Source organism: Crocinitomix catalasitica ATCC 23190 (assembly GCF_000621625.1).
Taxonomy (GTDB): Bacteria; Bacteroidota; Bacteroidia; order Flavobacteriales_D; family Crocinitomicaceae; genus Crocinitomix; species Crocinitomix catalasitica.
The window spans coordinates 1-19,993 of the sequence record NZ_JHXV01000023.1; the positions used below are offsets into that span (position 1 = coordinate 1).

The 19,993-nt window shown below is 36.0% G+C and carries 21 protein-coding genes; 6 read left to right on the plus strand and 15 right to left on the minus strand.

All coding sequences use genetic code 11. The features are described 5' to 3' along the window. Window positions 1-569: 569 nt before the first annotated feature. The 3 genes from T367_RS0113175 to T367_RS0113190 all read left to right on the plus strand — a co-directional run bounded on the left by T367_RS0113175 (window position 570) and on the right by T367_RS0113190 (window position 1,901). Complete coding sequence (locus T367_RS0113175) at window positions 570-821, plus strand: GIY-YIG nuclease family protein (RefSeq protein ID WP_027420273.1); 252 nt, start codon at window positions 570-572, stop codon at window positions 819-821. A gap of 148 nt (window positions 822-969) precedes the next feature. After that, complete coding sequence (locus T367_RS0113185; RefSeq protein WP_027420274.1) at window positions 970-1,422, plus strand: hypothetical protein; 453 nt, start codon at window positions 970-972, stop codon at window positions 1,420-1,422. Between the two features lie 50 nt (window positions 1,423-1,472). Further along, window positions 1,473-1,901 carry a J domain-containing protein gene (locus T367_RS0113190; RefSeq protein WP_027420275.1) on the plus strand — a complete coding sequence of 143 codons (429 nt, stop codon included), beginning with the start codon at window positions 1,473-1,475 and terminating at the stop codon, window positions 1,899-1,901. A gap of 74 nt (window positions 1,902-1,975) precedes the next feature. Here T367_RS0113190 and thrA read toward each other — a convergent pair whose 3' ends face one another. From thrA to T367_RS0113255, 13 genes are all read right to left on the minus strand, one after another. Then, window positions 1,976-4,393: a bifunctional aspartate kinase/homoserine dehydrogenase I gene (gene thrA, locus T367_RS0113195; RefSeq protein ID WP_027420276.1), complete on the minus strand. Its 2,418-nt coding sequence runs from the start codon at window positions 4,391-4,393 to the stop codon at window positions 1,976-1,978. Beyond that, window positions 4,390-5,556: a trans-sulfuration enzyme family protein gene (locus T367_RS0113200; RefSeq protein WP_027420277.1), complete on the minus strand. Its 1,167-nt coding sequence runs from the start codon at window positions 5,554-5,556 to the stop codon at window positions 4,390-4,392. The genes thrA and T367_RS0113200 overlap by 4 nt, the downstream gene beginning before the upstream one ends. Continuing rightward, window positions 5,557-5,967 (minus strand): OsmC family protein, encoded by a 411-nt coding sequence (locus T367_RS0113205; RefSeq protein ID WP_027420278.1) that lies wholly within the window; start codon window positions 5,965-5,967, stop codon window positions 5,557-5,559. It lies immediately after the preceding gene. Further along, on the minus strand, window positions 5,964-6,929 hold the full coding sequence (locus T367_RS22380) for an alpha/beta fold hydrolase (protein ID WP_051568547.1): 966 nt from the start codon (window positions 6,927-6,929) through the stop codon (window positions 5,964-5,966). The genes T367_RS0113205 and T367_RS22380 overlap by 4 nt, the downstream gene beginning before the upstream one ends. An 83-nt stretch (window positions 6,930-7,012) precedes the next feature. After that, entirely contained in the window at window positions 7,013-8,284 is a 1,272-nt protein-coding gene (locus tag T367_RS0113215; protein WP_027420279.1) for an O-acetylhomoserine aminocarboxypropyltransferase/cysteine synthase family protein, read from the minus strand. A gap of 847 nt (window positions 8,285-9,131) precedes the next feature. After that, window positions 9,132-9,950, minus strand: a complete 819-nt coding sequence (locus T367_RS0113220) for a metallophosphoesterase family protein (RefSeq protein ID WP_027420280.1) — start codon at window positions 9,948-9,950, stop codon at window positions 9,132-9,134. Further along, window positions 9,937-11,316 carry a sodium:solute symporter family transporter gene (locus T367_RS22385; RefSeq protein WP_245593056.1) on the minus strand — a complete coding sequence of 460 codons (1,380 nt, stop codon included), beginning with the start codon at window positions 11,314-11,316 and terminating at the stop codon, window positions 9,937-9,939. The genes T367_RS0113220 and T367_RS22385 overlap by 14 nt, the downstream gene beginning before the upstream one ends. 141 nt (window positions 11,317-11,457) lie before the next feature. Next, entirely contained in the window at window positions 11,458-12,312 is an 855-nt protein-coding gene (locus T367_RS0113230) for an NAD(P)H-binding protein (protein ID WP_027420281.1), read from the minus strand. Between the two features lie 31 nt (window positions 12,313-12,343). Further along, window positions 12,344-12,739 carry a phenolic acid decarboxylase gene (locus T367_RS0113235; protein ID WP_157454232.1) on the minus strand — a complete coding sequence of 132 codons (396 nt, stop codon included), beginning with the start codon at window positions 12,737-12,739 and terminating at the stop codon, window positions 12,344-12,346. Window positions 12,740-12,750: 11 nt separating this feature from the next. Continuing rightward, window positions 12,751-12,945 carry a hypothetical protein gene (locus tag T367_RS0113240; protein WP_027420283.1) on the minus strand — a complete coding sequence of 65 codons (195 nt, stop codon included), beginning with the start codon at window positions 12,943-12,945 and terminating at the stop codon, window positions 12,751-12,753. A gap of 98 nt (window positions 12,946-13,043) precedes the next feature. After that, window positions 13,044-13,907: a helix-turn-helix domain-containing protein gene (locus tag T367_RS0113245; protein WP_027420284.1), complete on the minus strand. Its 864-nt coding sequence runs from the start codon at window positions 13,905-13,907 to the stop codon at window positions 13,044-13,046. A gap of 85 nt (window positions 13,908-13,992) precedes the next feature. Then, on the minus strand, window positions 13,993-14,847 hold the full coding sequence (locus T367_RS0113250; RefSeq protein WP_027420285.1) for a DUF4437 domain-containing protein: 855 nt from the start codon (window positions 14,845-14,847) through the stop codon (window positions 13,993-13,995). A gap of 27 nt (window positions 14,848-14,874) precedes the next feature. Then, window positions 14,875-15,534: an oxygen-insensitive NAD(P)H-dependent nitroreductase NfsB gene (locus tag T367_RS0113255; RefSeq protein ID WP_027420286.1), complete on the minus strand. Its 660-nt coding sequence runs from the start codon at window positions 15,532-15,534 to the stop codon at window positions 14,875-14,877. A gap of 116 nt (window positions 15,535-15,650) precedes the next feature. On the opposite strand from T367_RS0113255, the gene T367_RS0113260 reads away from it, so the two are divergent. Then, a complete protein-coding gene (locus T367_RS0113260; protein ID WP_027420287.1) occupies window positions 15,651-15,986 on the plus strand; it encodes a winged helix-turn-helix transcriptional regulator in 336 nt (111 codons plus the stop codon). A gap of 239 nt (window positions 15,987-16,225) precedes the next feature. Here the strand turns inward: T367_RS0113260 and T367_RS0113265 are convergent, their stop codons facing one another. Together T367_RS0113265 and T367_RS0113270 are read right to left on the minus strand one after the other, a co-directional pair. After that, window positions 16,226-17,239: a TQO small subunit DoxD gene (locus T367_RS0113265; RefSeq protein WP_027420288.1), complete on the minus strand. Its 1,014-nt coding sequence runs from the start codon at window positions 17,237-17,239 to the stop codon at window positions 16,226-16,228. 73 nt (window positions 17,240-17,312) lie between these two features. Continuing rightward, window positions 17,313-17,684, minus strand: coding sequence for a hypothetical protein (locus tag T367_RS0113270; RefSeq protein ID WP_157454233.1), 372 nt, complete (start codon window positions 17,682-17,684; stop codon window positions 17,313-17,315). A 297-nt stretch (window positions 17,685-17,981) separates the two neighbouring features. Here T367_RS0113270 and T367_RS0113275 point away from each other — a divergent pair, with 297 nt between their 5' ends. Further along, window positions 17,982-18,461 carry a T9SS type A sorting domain-containing protein gene (locus tag T367_RS0113275; protein ID WP_027420290.1) on the plus strand — a complete coding sequence of 160 codons (480 nt, stop codon included), beginning with the start codon at window positions 17,982-17,984 and terminating at the stop codon, window positions 18,459-18,461. A 39-nt stretch (window positions 18,462-18,500) separates the two neighbouring features. Continuing rightward, window positions 18,501-19,538 (plus strand): hypothetical protein, encoded by a 1,038-nt coding sequence (locus T367_RS24040; RefSeq protein ID WP_157454234.1) that lies wholly within the window; start codon window positions 18,501-18,503, stop codon window positions 19,536-19,538. Window positions 19,539-19,993: the final 455 nt, after the last annotated feature.

The following is a 19,993-nucleotide window of genomic DNA, read 5'->3' on the forward strand; positions in this document are numbered from 1 at the left end:
CTTTTTTGGTTACCCGATTTGCTTTTAAATTTTATTTAACCTCTTCTTCCTTTTTTTACAGCAAAAAAAGGAAGCAAAAAAGGCTGCCTGGCAGGGCCTACAACCAATAGCCCGCTTTTACTCACCAACGCCAATCTTGAAAATGGAAAAGATCGGTGATCTCCAATCAGAGATTGGAGCTTCCTCACTTTTTTACCAGTTTCAATTCGTTTCTTATGGTTCTTAAAAGAATGGCATCGAAAAATCGAGTTTCGGATATGATTATTGGGTTAAGTTGTAATTAGTAAAATTATTTTACTCTAAAAAAATCAATCCAAAACTTATTCTTTTTTACAAAGAAAATCATTTTAGTCTAAATTCCTCCCCAACTTTTGTGACTGATCCTCTGTTCCTGCTACAAAAGACCGAAGACCGGTAGAATTAATCACATATATTGCATTTAACAATAAATACAAAGCATTTGAGTATGAGAAATACTTAAAAACAGGTTCAGGAAGAGCTGTTCTTGCTAAAAGATTTAAATAATGTTTCTCAAACGTAGTCGGTTTTCAAACCTAAATATACCCAAAATGTATTTTGTTTATACTATTAAAAATTCGAATAACATCTACTATAAAGGATTCACAACTGATCCTGTTCAAAGATTAGAATATCATAATAAAGGCCTATCTCAATACACTAAAAATAATGGTCCTTGGGAATTAATTTTTATTCAAAAGTTCAAAACTAAAGAAGAAGCTTTAACATTTGAAAAATTGCTAAAACGCCTAAATCACAAATACCTGGATTTGTTAATTCAATCCGAGCGGAATGAAATTTGAGGCGAGGGACGGACCACCATTGTTGACCCTCAAAACGCATAAGTCAAATACTCTCTCGTCGATAATTGATAAAAGAACTCAAGCCGAAGCCATCATTCTTAATTCATCGGTTATGAAAAAATAGTATCTTTAAATAAATTATTCAATCATGAAATATATTCTCCAGTTATTTATTTTTACCGTTTTAAGTTCGAGTCTTTTTGCACAAGATTTTAAAGCTATAGATCAAACCAAAACAGAAATTAAAAACAGCATTAAAACGCTGACGGAAATTAACGAATATAAAGACAGTCTCAGTTTTAAAAACTTCTATTTAAAGGAGGATAAACTCCAACTTATTCAGGTTAAAAGCACTCAAAATAATATTGTCAAAATAGTAGAATATTATTTTAAAGATGAATTCCTAATCTACATTGAACAACAATGGTTGGACCTCGAAACAGGCAAAGTTATTAGTCTTCAAAAATCATATTGGAAAAATAGAGAACTGATCAAATGGTCGACTTCGGAGGATGGTGAAATTGATAAATCGTCTCAAAAGTATCTAGCTTTTGAAGCTGAAGTACTCAATTATATTGATCAGATTAGAGGACAGTACTAAATTAAAAACCTCAACTAACGTATCTGTAGTAGAAATCTGTTTTCCTCATAATGAAAAACTATTACGAAATATTAGATCTTCCAGTTAAATCATCGATTAAAAAGATCAATAAATCGCAATACAACCGCATACGAAAATTTCGTTCGAAAAGGGATGATAAAGACTATGATCTAGAAGCTTTCAAACTAGAATCTGAAGCTTTTTTTGTTCTGCGGAATCCCCGAAGGAAACAAATTTACGACCAACTTTATTCGATTCATTTCGGGAATAGAACCCTCAAAAACCAGAAATTACAAAAGAAATGGGAAGCAATGATTCGAAAAGTTGAAATTGCTGGACGTGATTATGGACAATATTTAACTGAAATATCTGATTGTGAACTCAGGAAGATTCAGCGACAAGACAAAGGACGAGGATTTTTCGCTTCAATTATGGATGCCTTTTTAAGCGGACTTGACTTCTTCAGTTTTTTGGGATAATTTGTAGAAAAATACCAGCCAAGGATCTTTATAAAAAAATACTCGGCTGGTAAAAGACTAGCTATGCGCGCTAATTATTTTTTATCTGCAATTCTTAATAAATCTCCAAATACACCTCTTGCCGTAACGGCAGCTCCCGCACCTGCTCCAATTATTGTAATAGGATTGTCTCCATACGATTCTGTAAAGATCTCAAATATAGAATCTGACCCTGTTAAACTCCCCAACATACTATTGGTTTTCACTTTAACTAATTTGGCTTCTAATTTACCTTTTGACTGTTGTAAATCTCCAGACAAATCACCGATATAACGAAGAACTTCATCTGGTGCTAAACTGTCTTTCACTTCAGAAAAATGTGCGTCTAAAGCCTCTAAATCTTCTAAAAATTTATCCGTGCTAATTTCTTGTAAAGCTGGTGGAATCAAACTTTCAACTGCAACATCTGCCAATTCGTTTTCTAAGTCTAATTCTCTCGCTAGAATTAATAATTTCCGTGCAATATCATTTCCTGATAAATCTTCTCTTGGATCAGGTTCGGTATACCCTTCTGCTACTGCAATTTTTAGAAAATGACTGAAAGGCAAATCGGACTGAGAGAATGAATTGAATAAAAAACTCAATGACCCTGAAAAAACACCTTTAATTCGCGTGATATTCTCCCCTGATTCGTGCAAGACTTTTATGGTGTCAATAATGGGTAATCCAGCACCAACATTCGTCTCATACAAATACTCTTTCCTGTGATTATACAAGCTTTCGCGCAATTCTTTATAGGTCGCATAACTTTGGGTATTCGCTATTTTATTGGACGAGATTAAATCGAATCCATTTTCAACGTAGGTATTGTAATTCTCAACGAAGTCTGTACTTGAAGTATTGTCAATGACCAATAAATTCTCCAATTGATTGACTTGGCTGAATTGGATGATGTCTTTGGTGATATTCTTTGATGTACGCTGTCCTTCGAACTGTGTTTTCCAATCTTCTTTTATGCCGTCTTTGTTCAATATAACCTGCGTTGCACCGGCAATGGCGAATATTTTTAAATGCAAATGTTTTTTCTCTAGAATCTTAGCTTGAGAACTCAAAATTTGGTTGATCAACGATCCTCCTACAGTACCTTTTCCTACAATGGCAATATGCATGGTTTTTACTGCTCCAAAAATTTGCGAATGAATGATATTCACAGCCTTTTTAACATCGTCTTTATCTACAACTAAACCAATATTATTTGCACTTACGGTACTATTGATCAAATGAATATCGATCTTATTTTTCTTTAAATAGTTCAAAGAATTCGAAAAATCATTGACTTTTTGCCCTACAATGGTTACCACAGCAATATTACGTATTAACTTGATTGAATGAATGTCATTTACCGTAATTTCATGCTTGAATTCATTTTTTAACGCCACTAAAGCCTTATCAGCATCCACTTTTTTAATGATAAAACTAACACCTCGTTCGGATGATCCTTGTGAAATAATTCCTGCACTAATGCCATCTCTTCCCAAAACTGAAAAAATACGGGCATCAATTCCCGACTTTCCCAACAATCCTTTGCCTGATATATTCAATAAATCTACATCGTCTTGAATGGAAATGGATTTAATTGCCGATTGGGTTTTCTCATCACTAATTAAGGTGCCTTCCTCTTCTGGCTTGAATGTATTTAAAATACGGAATGGGATATTTTTATCAATGAGTGGAACAATGGTTTTGGTATGGAGAATTGAAGCCCCAAAACTTGCTAATTCACTCGCTTCAGTATAGTTGATTTGACGAATTACTTTTGCATTGGCTACAATTTCTGGATTGGCGGTATAAATGCCATTTACATGGGTATAATTAAGGATTTCCGAAGCATCTAAATAATTAGCCACCAAAGACGCGGTATAATTCGATCCATTTCTACCCAAAGTAGTCGTCTCATCTTTTTCATTTGAAGCGATAAAACCTGGAATGATTGATAAAGTTGTTTTTCCTACGCTTTTGAAGACCGTTTTTGTATGTGATGCTGATGCTTGTTGATCGACATTTGCATTACCAAAATTACTGTCTGTTTTTAGAAATGCTCTACTATCTATTGTTGTTGATTTTAACCCTTCTTGATTCAATAATGCACTCAATATTTTTGACGATAATAATTCGCCCTGAGCTAAAATGAGATCTTGAATCTTAGGACTGTAGTCTTTTGTTAGTTGAACGCCTTTAAGTGTATCACTTAACAGCTGGAATTCTTCTGTAAAGTCGATGGTTTGAAGTGGTTCAATTTGATACTTTTTAAATGTCGTTAATGCTGGTGTATAATCTAAGCCCGACTTGGCTGTATCTAATAAATGTTGCAGTTCGACGGTTGCTTCACCTCTTGCTGAAACAACAATTCCAATTTGTTTATACTTTTTATGTTGGTCTCTAATAATGGCGATTACATTTCCCAAACCTTGACCATTTGCGAGAGAATTCCCTCCGAATTTTAATATTTTCATTGTTTTAATGCTTTTTCTATGTCGTTAATAATGTCATTGATATGCTCTAATCCGACTGATATTCGAATTAACCCTGGCGTTATCCCTAATTCCATTCGTTCTTCTTCTGATAATTTTGAATGAGTTGTAGATGCCGGATGCGTTGCAATTGATCTGGTATCTCCCAAATTGGCGGTTAATGAAATCATTGCTAATTGATTTAAAAAATTGCGTCCCGAAGTCAATCCACCTTTTAGTTCAAAACTGACGATTCCTCCCCCTTGTTTCATTTGCTTCTTTGCAATCACATAATTGGGATGTGAAGGCAAATGCGGATATTTCACCAATGCAACCTCCTCGTGATCTTCTAACCAAATTGCCAATTTTAAAGCATTCTCACAATGCCTATCCATTCGAATGGATAGGGTTTCCAAGCTTTTTGAAATAATCCACGCGTTGAATGGAGATAAAGCAGGACCTGAATGACGCGCAAAAGCTTCTACTTGGTCGATTAAACTTTGTTTTCCTAGAATCAATCCTCCTGTGACGCGCCCTTGTCCATCTAAATATTTAGTAGCCGAATGGAGAATTAAATCAAATCCAAATTCGATTGGTTGTTGCAAATAAGGCGTAGCAAAACAATTGTCTATAATGGATATCAGTTGGTGTTTTCGAGCCAATTCAGACAGCCATTCCAAATCTATAATATCCAATCCTGGATTGGTTGGTGTTTCAACGAAAACTACTTTGGTGTTCTCTTGAATAGCATCTTCCCAACTTTCAGTATTATTAACATCTACATAGGTGTATGTAATTCCCCATTTCGGTAGAATTTTAGTCAGTACGTTATGGGTTGATCCAAAAACGGACTTGCAAGCAAGAACATGATCTCCACTTTGAAGTAAAGCGCCGAAGGTTGTAAAAATAGCTGCCATACCAGATGCGGTAGCCCAACCCGCTTCCACTCCTTCCAAAGCTTTCATCTTTTCTATCAATTCGGTTGTGTTGGAGTTGGAATAGCGACTGTAAATATTACCTTCTAATTCACCTGCGAATTTCGCCCGCATCTCTTCTGCATCTTCAAAGACATAACTTGAGGTTAAATATAAAGCTGTGGAATGCTCTTCACGTTTATTCGTATCAAATGACGTACGAATGGCCTTTGTTTCAAATTCTTTCGTCATTTAATTGATTTTAAAAGATGTAGTAATTTCAATTGCAGGACTTAATGATTGAATCGCCGAGCAGTATTTATTGATAGACAGATCGATGGCATGTTCCATTTTATCTGTTGCTACTTCGCCTTCAATGATATAATGCAAATGGATTTTCTTAAATTCCTTTGCAGCTTCTGTTGAGCGCTCCGCAGTTACTTCAATTTTAATATCCTCAACGGCTTGTCTTTGTTTTTTGAGGATCAATAATAAATCGATTGTGGAGCAAGATGCAATGCCAGACAAGAGCAATTCCATTGGACGGAAACCTTTGTTTTCACCTCCAATTTCGGGAGATCCATCAATATTTAAAATCAAATCTGCTTCGTTGATTGCTTCGAAATGAAATGCTTTATTTTTTCTTGTTAATGTTACTTTCATGGTTGTTTAAAAATGGGTGTCAAAAATTTTGTGAGTTGTTCGTTTTCTATAAGGAAAGCATCGTGCCCGTCTTCCGATTTTACTTCATGATATTCATTCGGGATATTCAATTCATCCAATAATTGTTTGGTTTTGATATTCTCATCGGGGATAAAAAACAAATCAGAATCAATACCAATTTGTATGATTTTGGATTGAATATGTTCAAGCACATCTCTTATTGACTGATTATGACGGGTAATGTCAACCGTTGTCAATAAATGATTCATCATTAAATAGGCTTTCAACTCGAATCTTTTTGTGAGGACGTTTCCATGGTGATTGAGCCATGATTCCACATTAAATACTTCACCATCCTCCGTTTTCGTACGGTTAAATTTTCGCGTAAACGACTGTGGCGTTCGGTAAAAAAGCATCGCCATTTTTCGAGCATCCTGCAAAGGTGTTTTCGAGTTAAGCAGGATACTTCCTTGAATGGTATTGTGTCCAATAATCCAATCCGTTGCTTTCCAGTCAGCAGCAATTGGAATGATGTATTGAGCAAAATTGGGATAAAGGCTTACCATCTCCCATGCTATCCCCCCACCCAAAGAGCCACCAATAATGGCAAATAAAGCTGCCACTTTTAATTCGGATAATACTTGAAAATAAATGCGTGCAATATCTTGTGTTGTGAAGTCTTTATAGTTATCTATTAAATGTCCATCATAACCGTTCCCAACAATATTGAAAGCGATGATGGTATAATCCGCTGTATTAACGACCTTTTCTGGTCCAATTATTTCCTTCCACCAACCATTTTTTTTGCTCGCCACATCAGAATTACCTGTTAATGCGTGATTAACCAAAACAATTGGCGCTGTATGTAATTCCTTACCAAAAATTTGATAGGACACATTCAATTTAGGATATAAGGCCCCACTATAGGTCTTGTAATTTTCTATTTGGTGATTGATTAACATCTATTCTTTTTTCATTTTAATTTCAAAGGAGTGGCAAATAGCGATTTTTACATCACTATTTGCCTACCTCTCCTATTGTTGGATTATGCTTTCAATGCTTGTTTAAAATCATTTTTTAAATCCTCTAAATCTTCCAAACCAATGGATAATCTAATTAGTTCGGGGCGCACGCCTGCCGATAATTGATCTTCTAGAGAAAGCTGCTGATGCGTTGTACTCGCTGGATGAATTAATAGCGATTTTGTATCACCGATATTGGCAAGCAGTGAGAATATCTTGGCATTATCAGCTAGTTTTTGCGCTGCTTCATATCCGCCTTTTAAACCGACTGTTACAATGCCACTTTGCCCATCTGGTAAATATTTTTTTGCTAAATCATTGTATTTATCTCCAGCTAAACCAGGATATTTAACCCAATCCACCTCGTCTTGTTCTGTCAACCAAGTTGCAAATTCGAGGGCGTTTTTAGAATGTTGTTTTATTCTTAAGTCCAATGTCTCCAGACCTTGAATGATTTGAAAAGCGTTATAAGGACTTAAAGCGCCCCCAAAATCTCTTAATCCTTCTAATCTCAACTTCACAATAAAAGCGATTTCGCCCAATGCTTCAGCATATTTTAGTCCGTGATAACCCTTTGAAGGCTCTGTAAATTCAGGAAACTTACCATTGGTCCAATCGAAATTACCGGCATCTATTACGGCACCTCCAAGTGATGTTCCTTGACCTCCGATGTATTTTGTTAGAGAATGAATGACAATATTTGCTCCGTATTTAATCGGATTCAACAAAGTTGGCGTTGCAACAGTATTGTCTACGATTAGGGGAATGTTATTGGCTTTCGCTACATTGGCAATCGCTTCAATATCTAGTACATCTAATTTGGGATTCCCCAATGACTCAATAAAAATCGCTCTTGTATTCTCTTGAATAGCTGCTTGAAATGTAGACACATCATCAGGATCAACAAAAGAGGTATTGATACCAAATCTTGGTAAGGTTACATTCAATAAATTAAACGTTCCGCCATATAAACTATTCGAAGAAACAATATGGTCTCCTGCTTTTAATAAGGTTAAAAACGTTGATGAAATCGCCGATGATCCAGATGCGAAAACTGCTGCACCCACACCACCTTCAACTGCAGCCAATCTTTTTTCTAGAATATCATTCGTTGGATTGTTCAGTCTTGTATAAATAAATCCAAACTCTTTCAGTCCAAATAAATTCGCAGCATGTTCGGTATTGTTAAACACGTACGAACTCGTTTGATAAATTGGAACAGCTCTTGTTCCTCCTGTTAATTTGGTGTCATGTCCTGCGTGTAAGGCATTTGTTTTTTGTTTTAAATCGCTCATTTTTTCTTTTTTTTTAATTTTTTAGCATAAAAAAAGTCCCTTTGGATATGTATTACCAAAGGGACTTTTAAAATTGTTTTTTTAGAACTATAAATTTCAGTCTGGGTAATACGGTTGCATTATGTGCATCATCATACACATTTCCATTAGGCAGCAACAAAATTTATTATTCATCATTGTAATTTATTGTAATTTTTAGTCAAAAAAAAAGCCCTTGCAATTGCAAAGGCTTTTATTATTTATAATTTTTATCTTATTATATAACAATGCCATTTGCATAGATTAATCTACACATCATACAACACATTATATTTTTGTTTTCTGTTTTCACTGATACAAATGTATAATTATTATTTAAAAATTAAACTCATTCGATAAAATTTTAACATTATTTTAAGATTACCATGCGAATTTAGCGGATGTAATTGTTCAACTAAAAGTCCATTTAATTCTATTATTTATCAGCTATAGAATACTGCTTTAGTGAAGATTTTAACTTACTAATAATTCGTCTTTAAAATCTGCGTGGCTCCAAAACTTCAAGGATATCGCTATTATATGTAAACATAAAACCAATTATTGAAGACTAGGCCCCACCCCTGATAGCAGCGGTAGCTTGTATGAATTCAACAACTTACAAATGCTAAAAAGCGAATATGGCGCGAAGCAAATATTTGCTTTTGTTGCTTTTGTGATGGTGAAGAAGGCAACTATAGCGCATAGCAGGATAGCGCGTTTTGACGAGCGTAGGTGCCCACTTGACACTTTCTAAATTCCAATTAATCTCATTCAAACTTAAAACTTTGCTATAAATAAAAATTAATTTGATTGTTCAAGGCACAAGAATTTACCCCCAATAATTATCCGCTTTAATTGCTACCCCCTGTTCAGATATTTCTTGCGGTATTAAGATATCAGTATTGTCCCAAATCCCTGTCAATAAAGTTTTAGCATAAGGTGCCGCCAATTTTTTATCTGTCATTAACTGACTTGTTTCGATCGAATCATAATCGAACGCATGCAATTCAATTTCCCAAGTCCCTGTTTTTAAAATAGCAAACCAACAACGTGTTGTTCCATCATTCGCTGGCATACCAACAACACCGGGATTAATCCATGTGTTTTTGTCTATATGTTGCGCAAAAGGAAGTCCAGAATGACCAGCAATGATAATATCCGCTTTTAAATCATTGAAGATTTCTATTTTTCGTTCAGTTGGCGTTGATGCGAAAATGAATTCTGAACGATCTTCTACTCCACCATGAATCACAACAATATTTTTACCATTTATATTGAATGATAATGTTGTTGGTAAGGTTCCAATCCACGCTTCTGAATCTTTTGACAAGTTGGCTTTCGCATAAGGAAACCATTGCTTTGACAAAATATCACATCTTGAGCCTGCATCAAAATTACATCCACAATCTATCGCCCCTTCTCTAATTTGATCCTCTACATTTCCCGTAATACAATTGACGCCCCATTCCTTAATTAGCTGCACGGTTTCTTCTGGCTGACTACAATAACCAACAATATCACCATTACAAATAATTTGATTCGGGGCAAAGCCTAATTCCTCAGCAATCTCTTTTAAGCGTTTGCTCGCTTGAAAATTACTATAATTTCCACCGAATAATAATAGATCATCTTTGCTATATTGGTTCATGCTGTGATTGAATTTTATGGTGGAATACTAAAGGTAAAAAATAGACCAATGTACAAGTGATAATCCCAAAAACATTTGCCCCTAATAATTCGTTATACGGACCGTCGGTAAAAATCAATGCCTCTGGAAAATTGCCCGTCGCCAATACAATACCAATGATGATACCGACTAGCACACTTAAATGAAAACTGATTTTAGGTGTTTTAATCCACCAAAAAATGAAGACAGGTGTTAAACCAATCACCATTGTTCCACTTATTGTAGTTGCTGATAAGATCGCTGGATTGAAGAATATTGGCAGAGATCCCGCGACAGCAATAATCACCATTGTATACCGGCCAAATCTTACGGTTTTTCCAAGGTTCAGATCGATGGTTGCCAATTTACTGAACGATGAAAAAGTAGAATCTAAAGTGGACGCTGCGGAAACAATCATAATAAAGTTTATCAGCAATAACAAAATAGGCCCGAATACCATTGCAACCTCTGTTAATGCACCCGGAGCAATTCCTTTTGTTTGCGCAAAAATGCCTAAAAAACTGAACAAGAAAATACAAATTCCTCCGATTATTCCTGCCCAAATAAAACTTCTTAAAGTTGTTTTTAAAGGACTGATAAATCCGCGGTCTGTAAGTACTGGATCGTGAAATGGATAACTTAAGGATTGCAATAAAGCCGCAAATAATAAATTCAACCCATTTGACCATGAAAAGCTCCCTGAATTCCGCACTTGCGTAATTGTCAACCCTTCATCAGCAACAAAAAGCATGGACAAAATAACGGTTAAAAGAATGCCAAATAATAACATTTGAATGACATCTGAAAAAATGGAACTTTCTAGTCCTCCTTTTAAAGAATAAGCCAATGTGAGCAAGGTAAAAACAACAATAGAAATATAATAAGTATTGGAGCCAATATCCCCAAAATAGGAACCAATAACCATTGTATTCGACCAAATTTCATTGAATAAACGGAAAGCGATCATCAGCGAGAACAATTGCACTGCTCGGCGTCCAAATCGATGACTTAAAAAATGGTGAATACTATTGAATTCTCCGTTCTTTCGCAGGTAATAAATTACAATCCCAGCTACAATGAATGAAAAATAATAGGCCGCATAAGCCAATCCTCCTAAATAACCGAATTTATTACCCAAGTCGGCTGCATTGGCAATTGATTTAGCAAAAACCCAAGAGATAATTAAACTCCCCGTTAGCATTATCCAATTGGGGGATTTTCCATTTTTATTCGCACGGAAAAAACTGTCAACGGTCTTTGCACGAGGCGACAAGAAATAAAGTCCCAGACCTGAACCAAGTACGAGCACCCATTGCCAAAATGTAATATCTGTGATGACTGCTAACACCCAACTATTTTACGCATTCTATTTTTTATTGAATTCAACTAACCATGCGTTTTCTTTTTCGAAACAAATATGTCTGTTCCGATACATTTTCTGAAGCCACATGGTTAACGACACCAATTTGACCTCTAAGCGTTCATTTCCTTACAATTCTCTTTTTTTAAATGCTTTAATAATCTCTACATGACTTTTATGTGCTCGACCTGCTGCTTTTTCATAATCAGAAGGAACATGTTGCGCACCTATTTTAATTCCTTCATAAATACCTGCAATCACCGAACCTATAAAATCACCCAATGCAGCTTTTCGTTCTGCTTCGTACGCTGATACACTCACAGCGTTATACGTTAAATGCGTTCCATAAACAGCATTAATCAATTCTGCCAATTGCGTTTGTGTAATTGCTTCGCCAGCTAGATTGTAGGTTTGCTGATTGTGTTCCTCTTTTAAAAGCATTTGCGCATAAGCATATCCCAATTCGGCTCTGCTTGTATACCCGCATAGTCCATCTCCGGCACAATTACGAATCTCTCCCTCAGTTGCATAATTTTCAAGATATTCTAAATCTGGTTCAATATAAATACCATTTCTACCAATCACCCAGTCCAATCCCGATGCCTTCACATCCTCTTCAGTCTGACGATTGCTTTGCACAATTGGACTGAAGGCTGTGTTCTCTTCGGCCCCAATAATACTCGTATAAACGATTTTTTTAACGCCATTTGCCTTTGCGGCTTCAATCACATTTCTGTGTTGTTGAATTCTTTTTTGGGGATCGTCCATTCCTGAAACGAGTAATACCGCGTCAACACCTTTCAAAGCGAGATCGAATTGTGCGCGATTATTATAATCACCCTCTCTAATTTCAACACCTAAATGTTCCGCTTTTTTCGTTGTACGGGCGATGCCAATCACATTTTCTTTGCCTATTTCATTGATTAGGTTTTGAACGATTTCTGCTCCTAATTTTCCGCTTGCAGATGTTACAGCTATTTTCATAATTTTGAAGTTTATATGGTTAAATGATTGGTTATGGTAATTTAGCGTATTTCAATTCCGCTTCTTGAAAATGAACTCGTTTTTGTCCTACTATCGCACTTCCGAAGACAGTTTTTTCTTCGAAATTGATCAATAAGGTCACATAATCACCCCGCTTAGGTTCAAACCAAGAGATTAAATGTTCATTATTCGTTGTCTGCTTATAATTATAAGGCATTGGACCGAACCATTTCTCAGGTGATCCTCCAGTTCGGTATTGATAATAAATTCCTTCAGGTGTATATTTATTGACATATTCATTCCCGCCTGAATAAGTATAATTCAATTCCATGCCCATCAATTTGTCTGGATAAGCTATTGTTTCTTTTTCTTGCCCGCATGATAAAAGGATCAATGTAAATGGTAATAATAGGAGATATTTTTTCATCATTATATTTTTTAAATTGTTCTGATTGCTTTTAATTCTGCTTCTAATTCTTCTGCTTTTGCTTTGAATTTCCCTAAAGCTTTTTTTAATTGTTCAACTTTTTTGAAAGCCTCTTCATCTTGAACTGCTTCGTATGTAGTAACATCGTTATCAACTTTTGATTTTGCCTTACTTCCGCAAGTAGGACAGTTTACTATTTGACTCATTTTTGTTTCGTTTTAATATTGAAACAAAGGTAGGTCGAGCTTAAAGTTTGATAAAGGTTAAAATAGAGATAAGAATGGTAAATATGAAACCAACTCGATTAATCTTGTGATTTATATACTTTCGGAGAGACGCCTGAATGTTTTTTGAAAAATTTAGAAAAATTAGTCACTTCATCAAAACCGAGCTCAAAAGCAACTTCCTTTAAACTCTGTTCGGTTGTTCGAATCATTCGTTTAATTTCTAGCATGACAAATTGATCAATAAAGGTCTTCGCTGTATTGAGCGTAATCTGTTGAACAATGGTATTGAGGTGTTTTGTAGAAATTCGCATAATATCTGCATAATCCTTTACATTACGCGTCTCTTTGTACTTTTCATAGACCAAATGTTGGAATTGCACGAAGACCGAATAGTACTTCATATTGGTCTTGTGAATCACTGTATCCTGCGAAAGCCGTTCTAATTTCAATAAATGTAATTCGAGTAATTTGGCGATAATATTTTGTTGCGTTTCGCTCAACTCTCTGTTCATTTCTTCTGAAATTCCCCGAATAAAGGTTGTATTAAACGAACAATCTTTTACGATAGGAGCAGCAATATGATAGTTGTAAAAATGGGAAATAATTGCTAAAGATGATTGAGAAAAATACTGCAGCACATAATCTTCAGTGAACACAATCAAAACACCTTCGTAATTCAAGTCGCCCTGAAAGGCATGTACTTGACCTTTGGCTATTTTTAAAACATCTCCCGCTTGAATGGAATAATCTTGCAGGTCTATTTGATGCATCCCTTCGCCTTTTGTTACCAGTAAAAGTGCATTGAATTTAATGCGATGAGGTTTTTTCGGGTCATGATTTGGTGCTTCACGCATGCGCGTAAATAACTCTTTCAGATTCAAGAATTCAATACCCAATGCTTTGCCTTGGCTTTGGAATGGTATGTCAGGAATCCTATTCAATTGGTTGACGAAAATGTTGCTAACAAAGGTAATAGAAAAGCGCTTCACGCCATGTTAGGCGCTTTTCTTACAATACCTATTGTGTTTAATTCACCTGAAAATCTGCATTAGTTCTGATATAAACCAACGTTTCCAATTCAGTATGATTTTGTATTGAATGAACGGAATTTGAAGTTGCTCCAAAATAACTTCCTGGATCTAACATTTTCTGCTCCTCTCCTTGCGGCAAAGTATAAGTTAATTCACCTTGAATAACAACGGCGTGAAAAACGGTTCCTTCGCTGTTTATTGTTCCTTTGAAGCCAGCCGGTAATTTTAAAAACAATCCTTTACCTTGATCACTCTCCCACAAAAAACTAAGCTCAGCTTTACTTTCATCACTTACCCAGTTCGATCGATTACTGTTCAACCAAACTACATTTGCGACATCAATATTAATTGGACGCTCCCCATTATCAATAGCTTGTTCTGTAGAATGCACCAAATAGGGTCCGTTATCTATTTCAACCAGCGCTATATTTTCTTCTCCTTTTACTGCTGTAATATGTGCTTCGCCCTGTGGTTGTGTCCAGAAAGAACCTGAAGGCATCCACATTTTTTCCGCATTAGGGTCGTCATTATGAATTAATCCTTTAATCACAACTGCACGATACGTGATATTATGTATATGCGGAGGAGAAGAGAAACCGTCAACAAATTTGGCTAAAAAACCTGTAGCCTCTGTTCCATTTCTATCTCCCCAAATTGTGCCGGCTTGTGGACTTTGGTCTCCCCTTGCTGGGTTAAGTTTTTCATACTCAATTTCTGAACTTAGTTTTACTATATTGGTTGGATTCGAAATAGTTGCCGATACAACCGGTTCATTCCTCACTTCTTTTTGCGGTTGATTGCAACCAACCAATAAGCCTAAGCCTATTCCGATTAATATTATAGATTTCATTTGCTTAGATTTATGGATACTAAACTACTATATATTCGTGAAAACTTCGCTTTCAGGCAATCTTGATTTAGGCGTCTTGTCAGTCGAATTAAAATCTGATTCAGCTCTATAACCAATTGAAACTGCTGCTACTGCCGTAAACCCTTTTGCTCTCAAACCAAATTCTTCATCTAAAGCCTTTACATCTATACCCTCCATAGGTGTAGCATCAATCCCTAAACTCGCAACCCCTAATAAGAATCCACCTATATTTAAGTAGACTTGTTTTTCCATCCAATGCTGCAAGTCTTTTAAATCATATTTGTGTATATCTGCGAAAATATTTCTTCCACTGTACATACCCTTTTTTATATCTTCATTCGGAAATCTTCCGTCTTTGTCTTCAACTTCTAGGACATGTTGCATATAATCTTCATCTGCAGTTATTCTTGAACAAAATAATACTACGTGCGAAGCGTTTAACACCTTAGGTTCGTTAAAATGGAAAAATCCTTGCGTTCCTTTTGCTATCCTTTCTTTGCCTTCTTTAGTTTCGGCGATTATAAAATGCCATGGTTGAATATTGGTACTTGAAGGACTCATTCTGAGCAGAGCTTTCACTTGCTCAATATCTGTGTCGGATATTTTTTTTGTTGTGTCAAATTCTTTTGCGGTGTAACGCCAGTTTAATGTTTCTTTAAGATTCATATCTCTATTAATTTATTTACTATACTTTTTATAGTTGCAAAATTAAGTATAGTAAACTATCTTTGCAATAACGGTCAAAAAGGATAGTATAAATTATGAAAGAAAAAGAAACTAAAATGTTAACCTTTAAAGGTAAGGAATATCCTTGTTGTGCGAGTTTAACGATGGGTGTTATTGGAGGCAAATGGAAAACGGTTATCCTTTTCCATCTTACGGATAAAACATTAAGATACAGTGAACTAAGAAAAGAAATGCCTACTGTTACTGAACGAACCTTGAGTTTACAACTTAAAAACTTGGAGGAAGATGGTGTGATTAAACGAAAAGTTTATACTTCTAAACCTCCATTGAAAGTTGAATATTCTTTAACAAATTTTGGAAAAACTTTAATTCCTGTTGTACGTGCTATTGCAGATTGGGGGCATGAGGTTATTGAAAATAATGAAGTTTAAAACCAAAGCAATAATTGATTATTCCACCCCTGATAGCAGCGGCAGCTTGCAAAATGAGACCATTTTACAAATACCGAAAAACAAGTGTGGCGCGATAGCAAACACGTAGTTTTATGTGAATTTGTAATGGGATTGCTTGCAACTATAGCGCATAGCAGGACAGTGAGCTTTAGCGAACGCAGGTGCATAAAAAAACCTCCCGAAACACTTCTATTCCGAGAGGTTATATGGTACGCTTTTTATTTGCTTACCGACTGCGTCCAATTGGCACCACTGATATCTGTCATTCGGATGGTGTAGTTGCCTTTTGGTAAATTGGCTATTGTTGCATCGTCGAATAGCAATTTAGCTTTCGCGCCTAAAGGCAATATTAAACTATGCTGACCGGGTTTGACTTTTGCCACATAATAATTGTCAATATTACGGGGCTGCAAGTCGGCTAATTTGGATTGATTGTATTGCATCACCACATTTTCGTCTTCGTCTAATAGACTGACATCAATAATCCATGCGCCGTAAACATCAACGCCTTCAGTACGGAAGACATCGAAGGTTAGTGCGTTATTCGCAAATTCTGCCGCAGAAATTTCAACTTTTGGTTTGACTGATTTATTGTGCAATTCGCCCCAAAGACCGCCGTGGAAAACTTGGTTGGTCATTAACGTCATTCCGAAAATAAAAAGAGAACCGATTAATACGACTTTCGGCAATAAATTCTGTCGAATGGGTAACTCGCCCGAACCTAGCCAGGCGAACCACTTTTTACGGGTGAATCCATACTCTTTCCGCATAAAGTAATTGTCTAACGAATAGGTTCCACTTCCTGATAAGAACAAAACAAATCCTGCTGCGATTCCGAGCACACCTATTTGCCATTCGTCCAAACAAGTGGTTCCAATCCAACCTGAACCGAGTAGAATGCCCATGGCTAAACCAAAGACGCCTATACTCATTAATCGGGTGAAGAAACCGAACATGATGAGTAAGCCCACAATGCCTTCGACAATAGTGAAAATCACCATATTCCACCAAAGAACTTCTGGATTTTCCACGAGGTATTGAATGATGGGTTTAATGCCCAATGCATGGGGTAAAAAATGATTGAATTTTTCGCCGATGTATCCGGCGACTTCGGGGTCAAGTTTGTCCGCTAATATTGTTCTTCTCCAAAAGGCTGAGAAATAGGTCCAACCTACGACCAATCTGATGGCCAAGGCAAAAAGCCCGGCATTATTTTTTGTTATGCTATTCATTTGTAAAGTTTTAAATGTGATTTTCTGTAAAAAAATGATTCTAGGGTTGAAAAATGGTTCAACCAATAAAGATTTACAGATGGTATTTAAAACGTTGGAATAGGATATAAAAAGGAACCTGTGTTTTGAGGTCCTCTATTTGAGTAGATAGAGGTAAGGATAGCTCCTTATAATTCGTTCCAATATTTGCAGGTGCAAAAATGGCGAGCGCGTCCGCGAGAAACACCTTTTGCTTCGATGTTTTCACTTCTTGTGTCACTGCATCTATTGACACATCAGCAACACTGCAACCGGATTGACTCAATGTTGTGACACTATAATTCGACACTTCAGTTTGTGGTACATCTAAGAATGACTGTACCGAATTCCGCACTTTGCACGGAGACAATAATAACAACAAAGCCAAAACAGCGATGTTGAACATGGCTAAAGTGTGATATTTCAATTCTTTTGTCTTCAGGACGATAAAATTAGGGGTTATTTTGGTATGTTGGGAAGGTTAAATTGTTATCAAGTTGTTAAAAAAAAGGAAGGTTTATTTATTTGTTCACATATCGGAATCGACCTTGTTAATTCTTAATTTACAAGTTGTTATGAGAAAAAGCTCTACACCCCATAACATACCTGGGATCTAAAATAAATCTATTATTTTTTTATTATATCTGCCAACTTTTTGAACGAATTATTCGTTTAAATATGAGGTTTTTAAACCTTTAATTACAAATCTCAAAAACAAAAAACTATGAAAAAAAAACTATTGATGAGCTGCGGGATTTTTCTGCTCGCGAGTTCAGGTATTTTACATGCCCAAGATGCTGTACCGGCATCTGGAGGTGACGCTTCAGGCGCAGGTGGCTCGTTGAGCTATACTGTCGGCCAAGTTGTGTATACTTCCAATTCCAGTGCCACAGGAAGTACAACACTTGGAGTGCAGCAAACCTATACCATCATTTCAGATGTTGGTTTGACAGTAGAGAATATTGCTTTGGTCTCTACTTATCCGAATCCAACAACTAACTTCATCACCCTTTCAATTGAAGATCAAGATTTAACAAAGCTAAGTTATCAATTGTTTGATGTGACTGGTAAATTACTTCAGAAAGAAGCGGTTACAGCTACTACAACGACAATTGAAATGGAAACGTTTAAACCGGCAACTTATATTCTAAAAGTGATGGACGAAAGCATGACGATCTCTCAATTCAAGATTGTCAAAAATTAATATCAAAAAACTAACAAGTAAGAAATTAAATTATTAAACATGAAAAAAGTATTATTTACAATTGCCTCTGTATTTATGTTAGCGCTGAACGTTGTTGCGCAAGCTCCAGAAAAAATGAGTTACCAATCTGTGATTCGTGATGCAGATGATGCATTAGTAGAATCAGCAACAGTTGGTGTTCAAATTAGTATTTTACAAGGTGCTATCGACGGAACTACTGTTTACGCTGAAACACATGCTACTACAACAAATATAAATGGATTAATTAGTTTAGAAATAGGAACCGGAACAGTTGTTTCTGGTGATTTTAGTGAAATTAACTGGGGTGACGGACCATTCTATATTAAGTCTGAAACAGATCCAGAAGGAGGAATGGATTATACGATTACTGGTACAAGCCAATTAATGAGTGTACCTTATGCTTTCCACGCAAATGTAGCAGATAGTATTGTTGGTGGAATAACAGTAACGGAAATGGATACTGCTTTATGGAACAATCATACTGATTCAACAGACATCGCTGCAATGGGTTTTATTACAGAATCTATAGGTAGAACTTATGAAGTAGGTGATTTTGCTCAAGGAGGTGTAGTTGTTTGGGTAGATGAAACTGCACAACATGGAATTGTATGCGCCAAAGAAGATTTTGAAACAGTGAGATGGTTTGCTGGAACTTATGGCAGAACGAGATGTGGCGGGAATGGACCATTAGCAGGAGAAATGAATACTTCTATTATCATTTCATCTCAAGTAGCTATTGGCGATGATGGTGATGATTACGCTGCTGCTTTATGCAATGAATTAGTTGTAACTGAAGATGACATTTCGTATAGTGACTGGTATTTACCTTCATCTGAAGAAATGGGAATAATGGGTGCAAATAGATTATTGATTGATGCTACAGCTATCGCAAATGGCGGAACTGCAATTCAATTCAGTCCCTATTGGACTTCAAATGAATCGGTTGATGCACCTACAACAGACGCACGTGCTAAATTAATCACCCCTGATGGTGTTTCTGACATGAACACAAATAAGGCTGCCAATTTCAATGTGAGAGCTTTTAGAAGATTTTAAACTAGTTTAAAATGCAATAAAACCCCATTTCTGATTATACGGAGATGGGGTTTTTTATTGGATTGAATAGGCTATTAAATTATTCGCATTATAGGAAATACAACCCACAAATTCACGACTGGACATCCAATCGGTTGCGGGGTATGATTATAGATCTGAACGGTTCTATTTTTTGACGTTATGTACGGCAGAGAGCATTCATCATTTTGTAAAAATTAAAGATGGTAAAATGGAATTGAATAAAAAAGTAACAGTCGCAAATGATTATTGGAAGAAAATACCCGACCATTTCCTCCATACCCGTTTGCACGATTTTGTCATTATGCCCGATCATATCATTTAACAACATCACTGCATACATCAAAAGCAATCCTGAAAATTGGTGAAAAGATGAATTGAATATTGATTGTAAAAAACAACCAACTCCTTTAAAATCTGTAGGTTTTACGAATCCT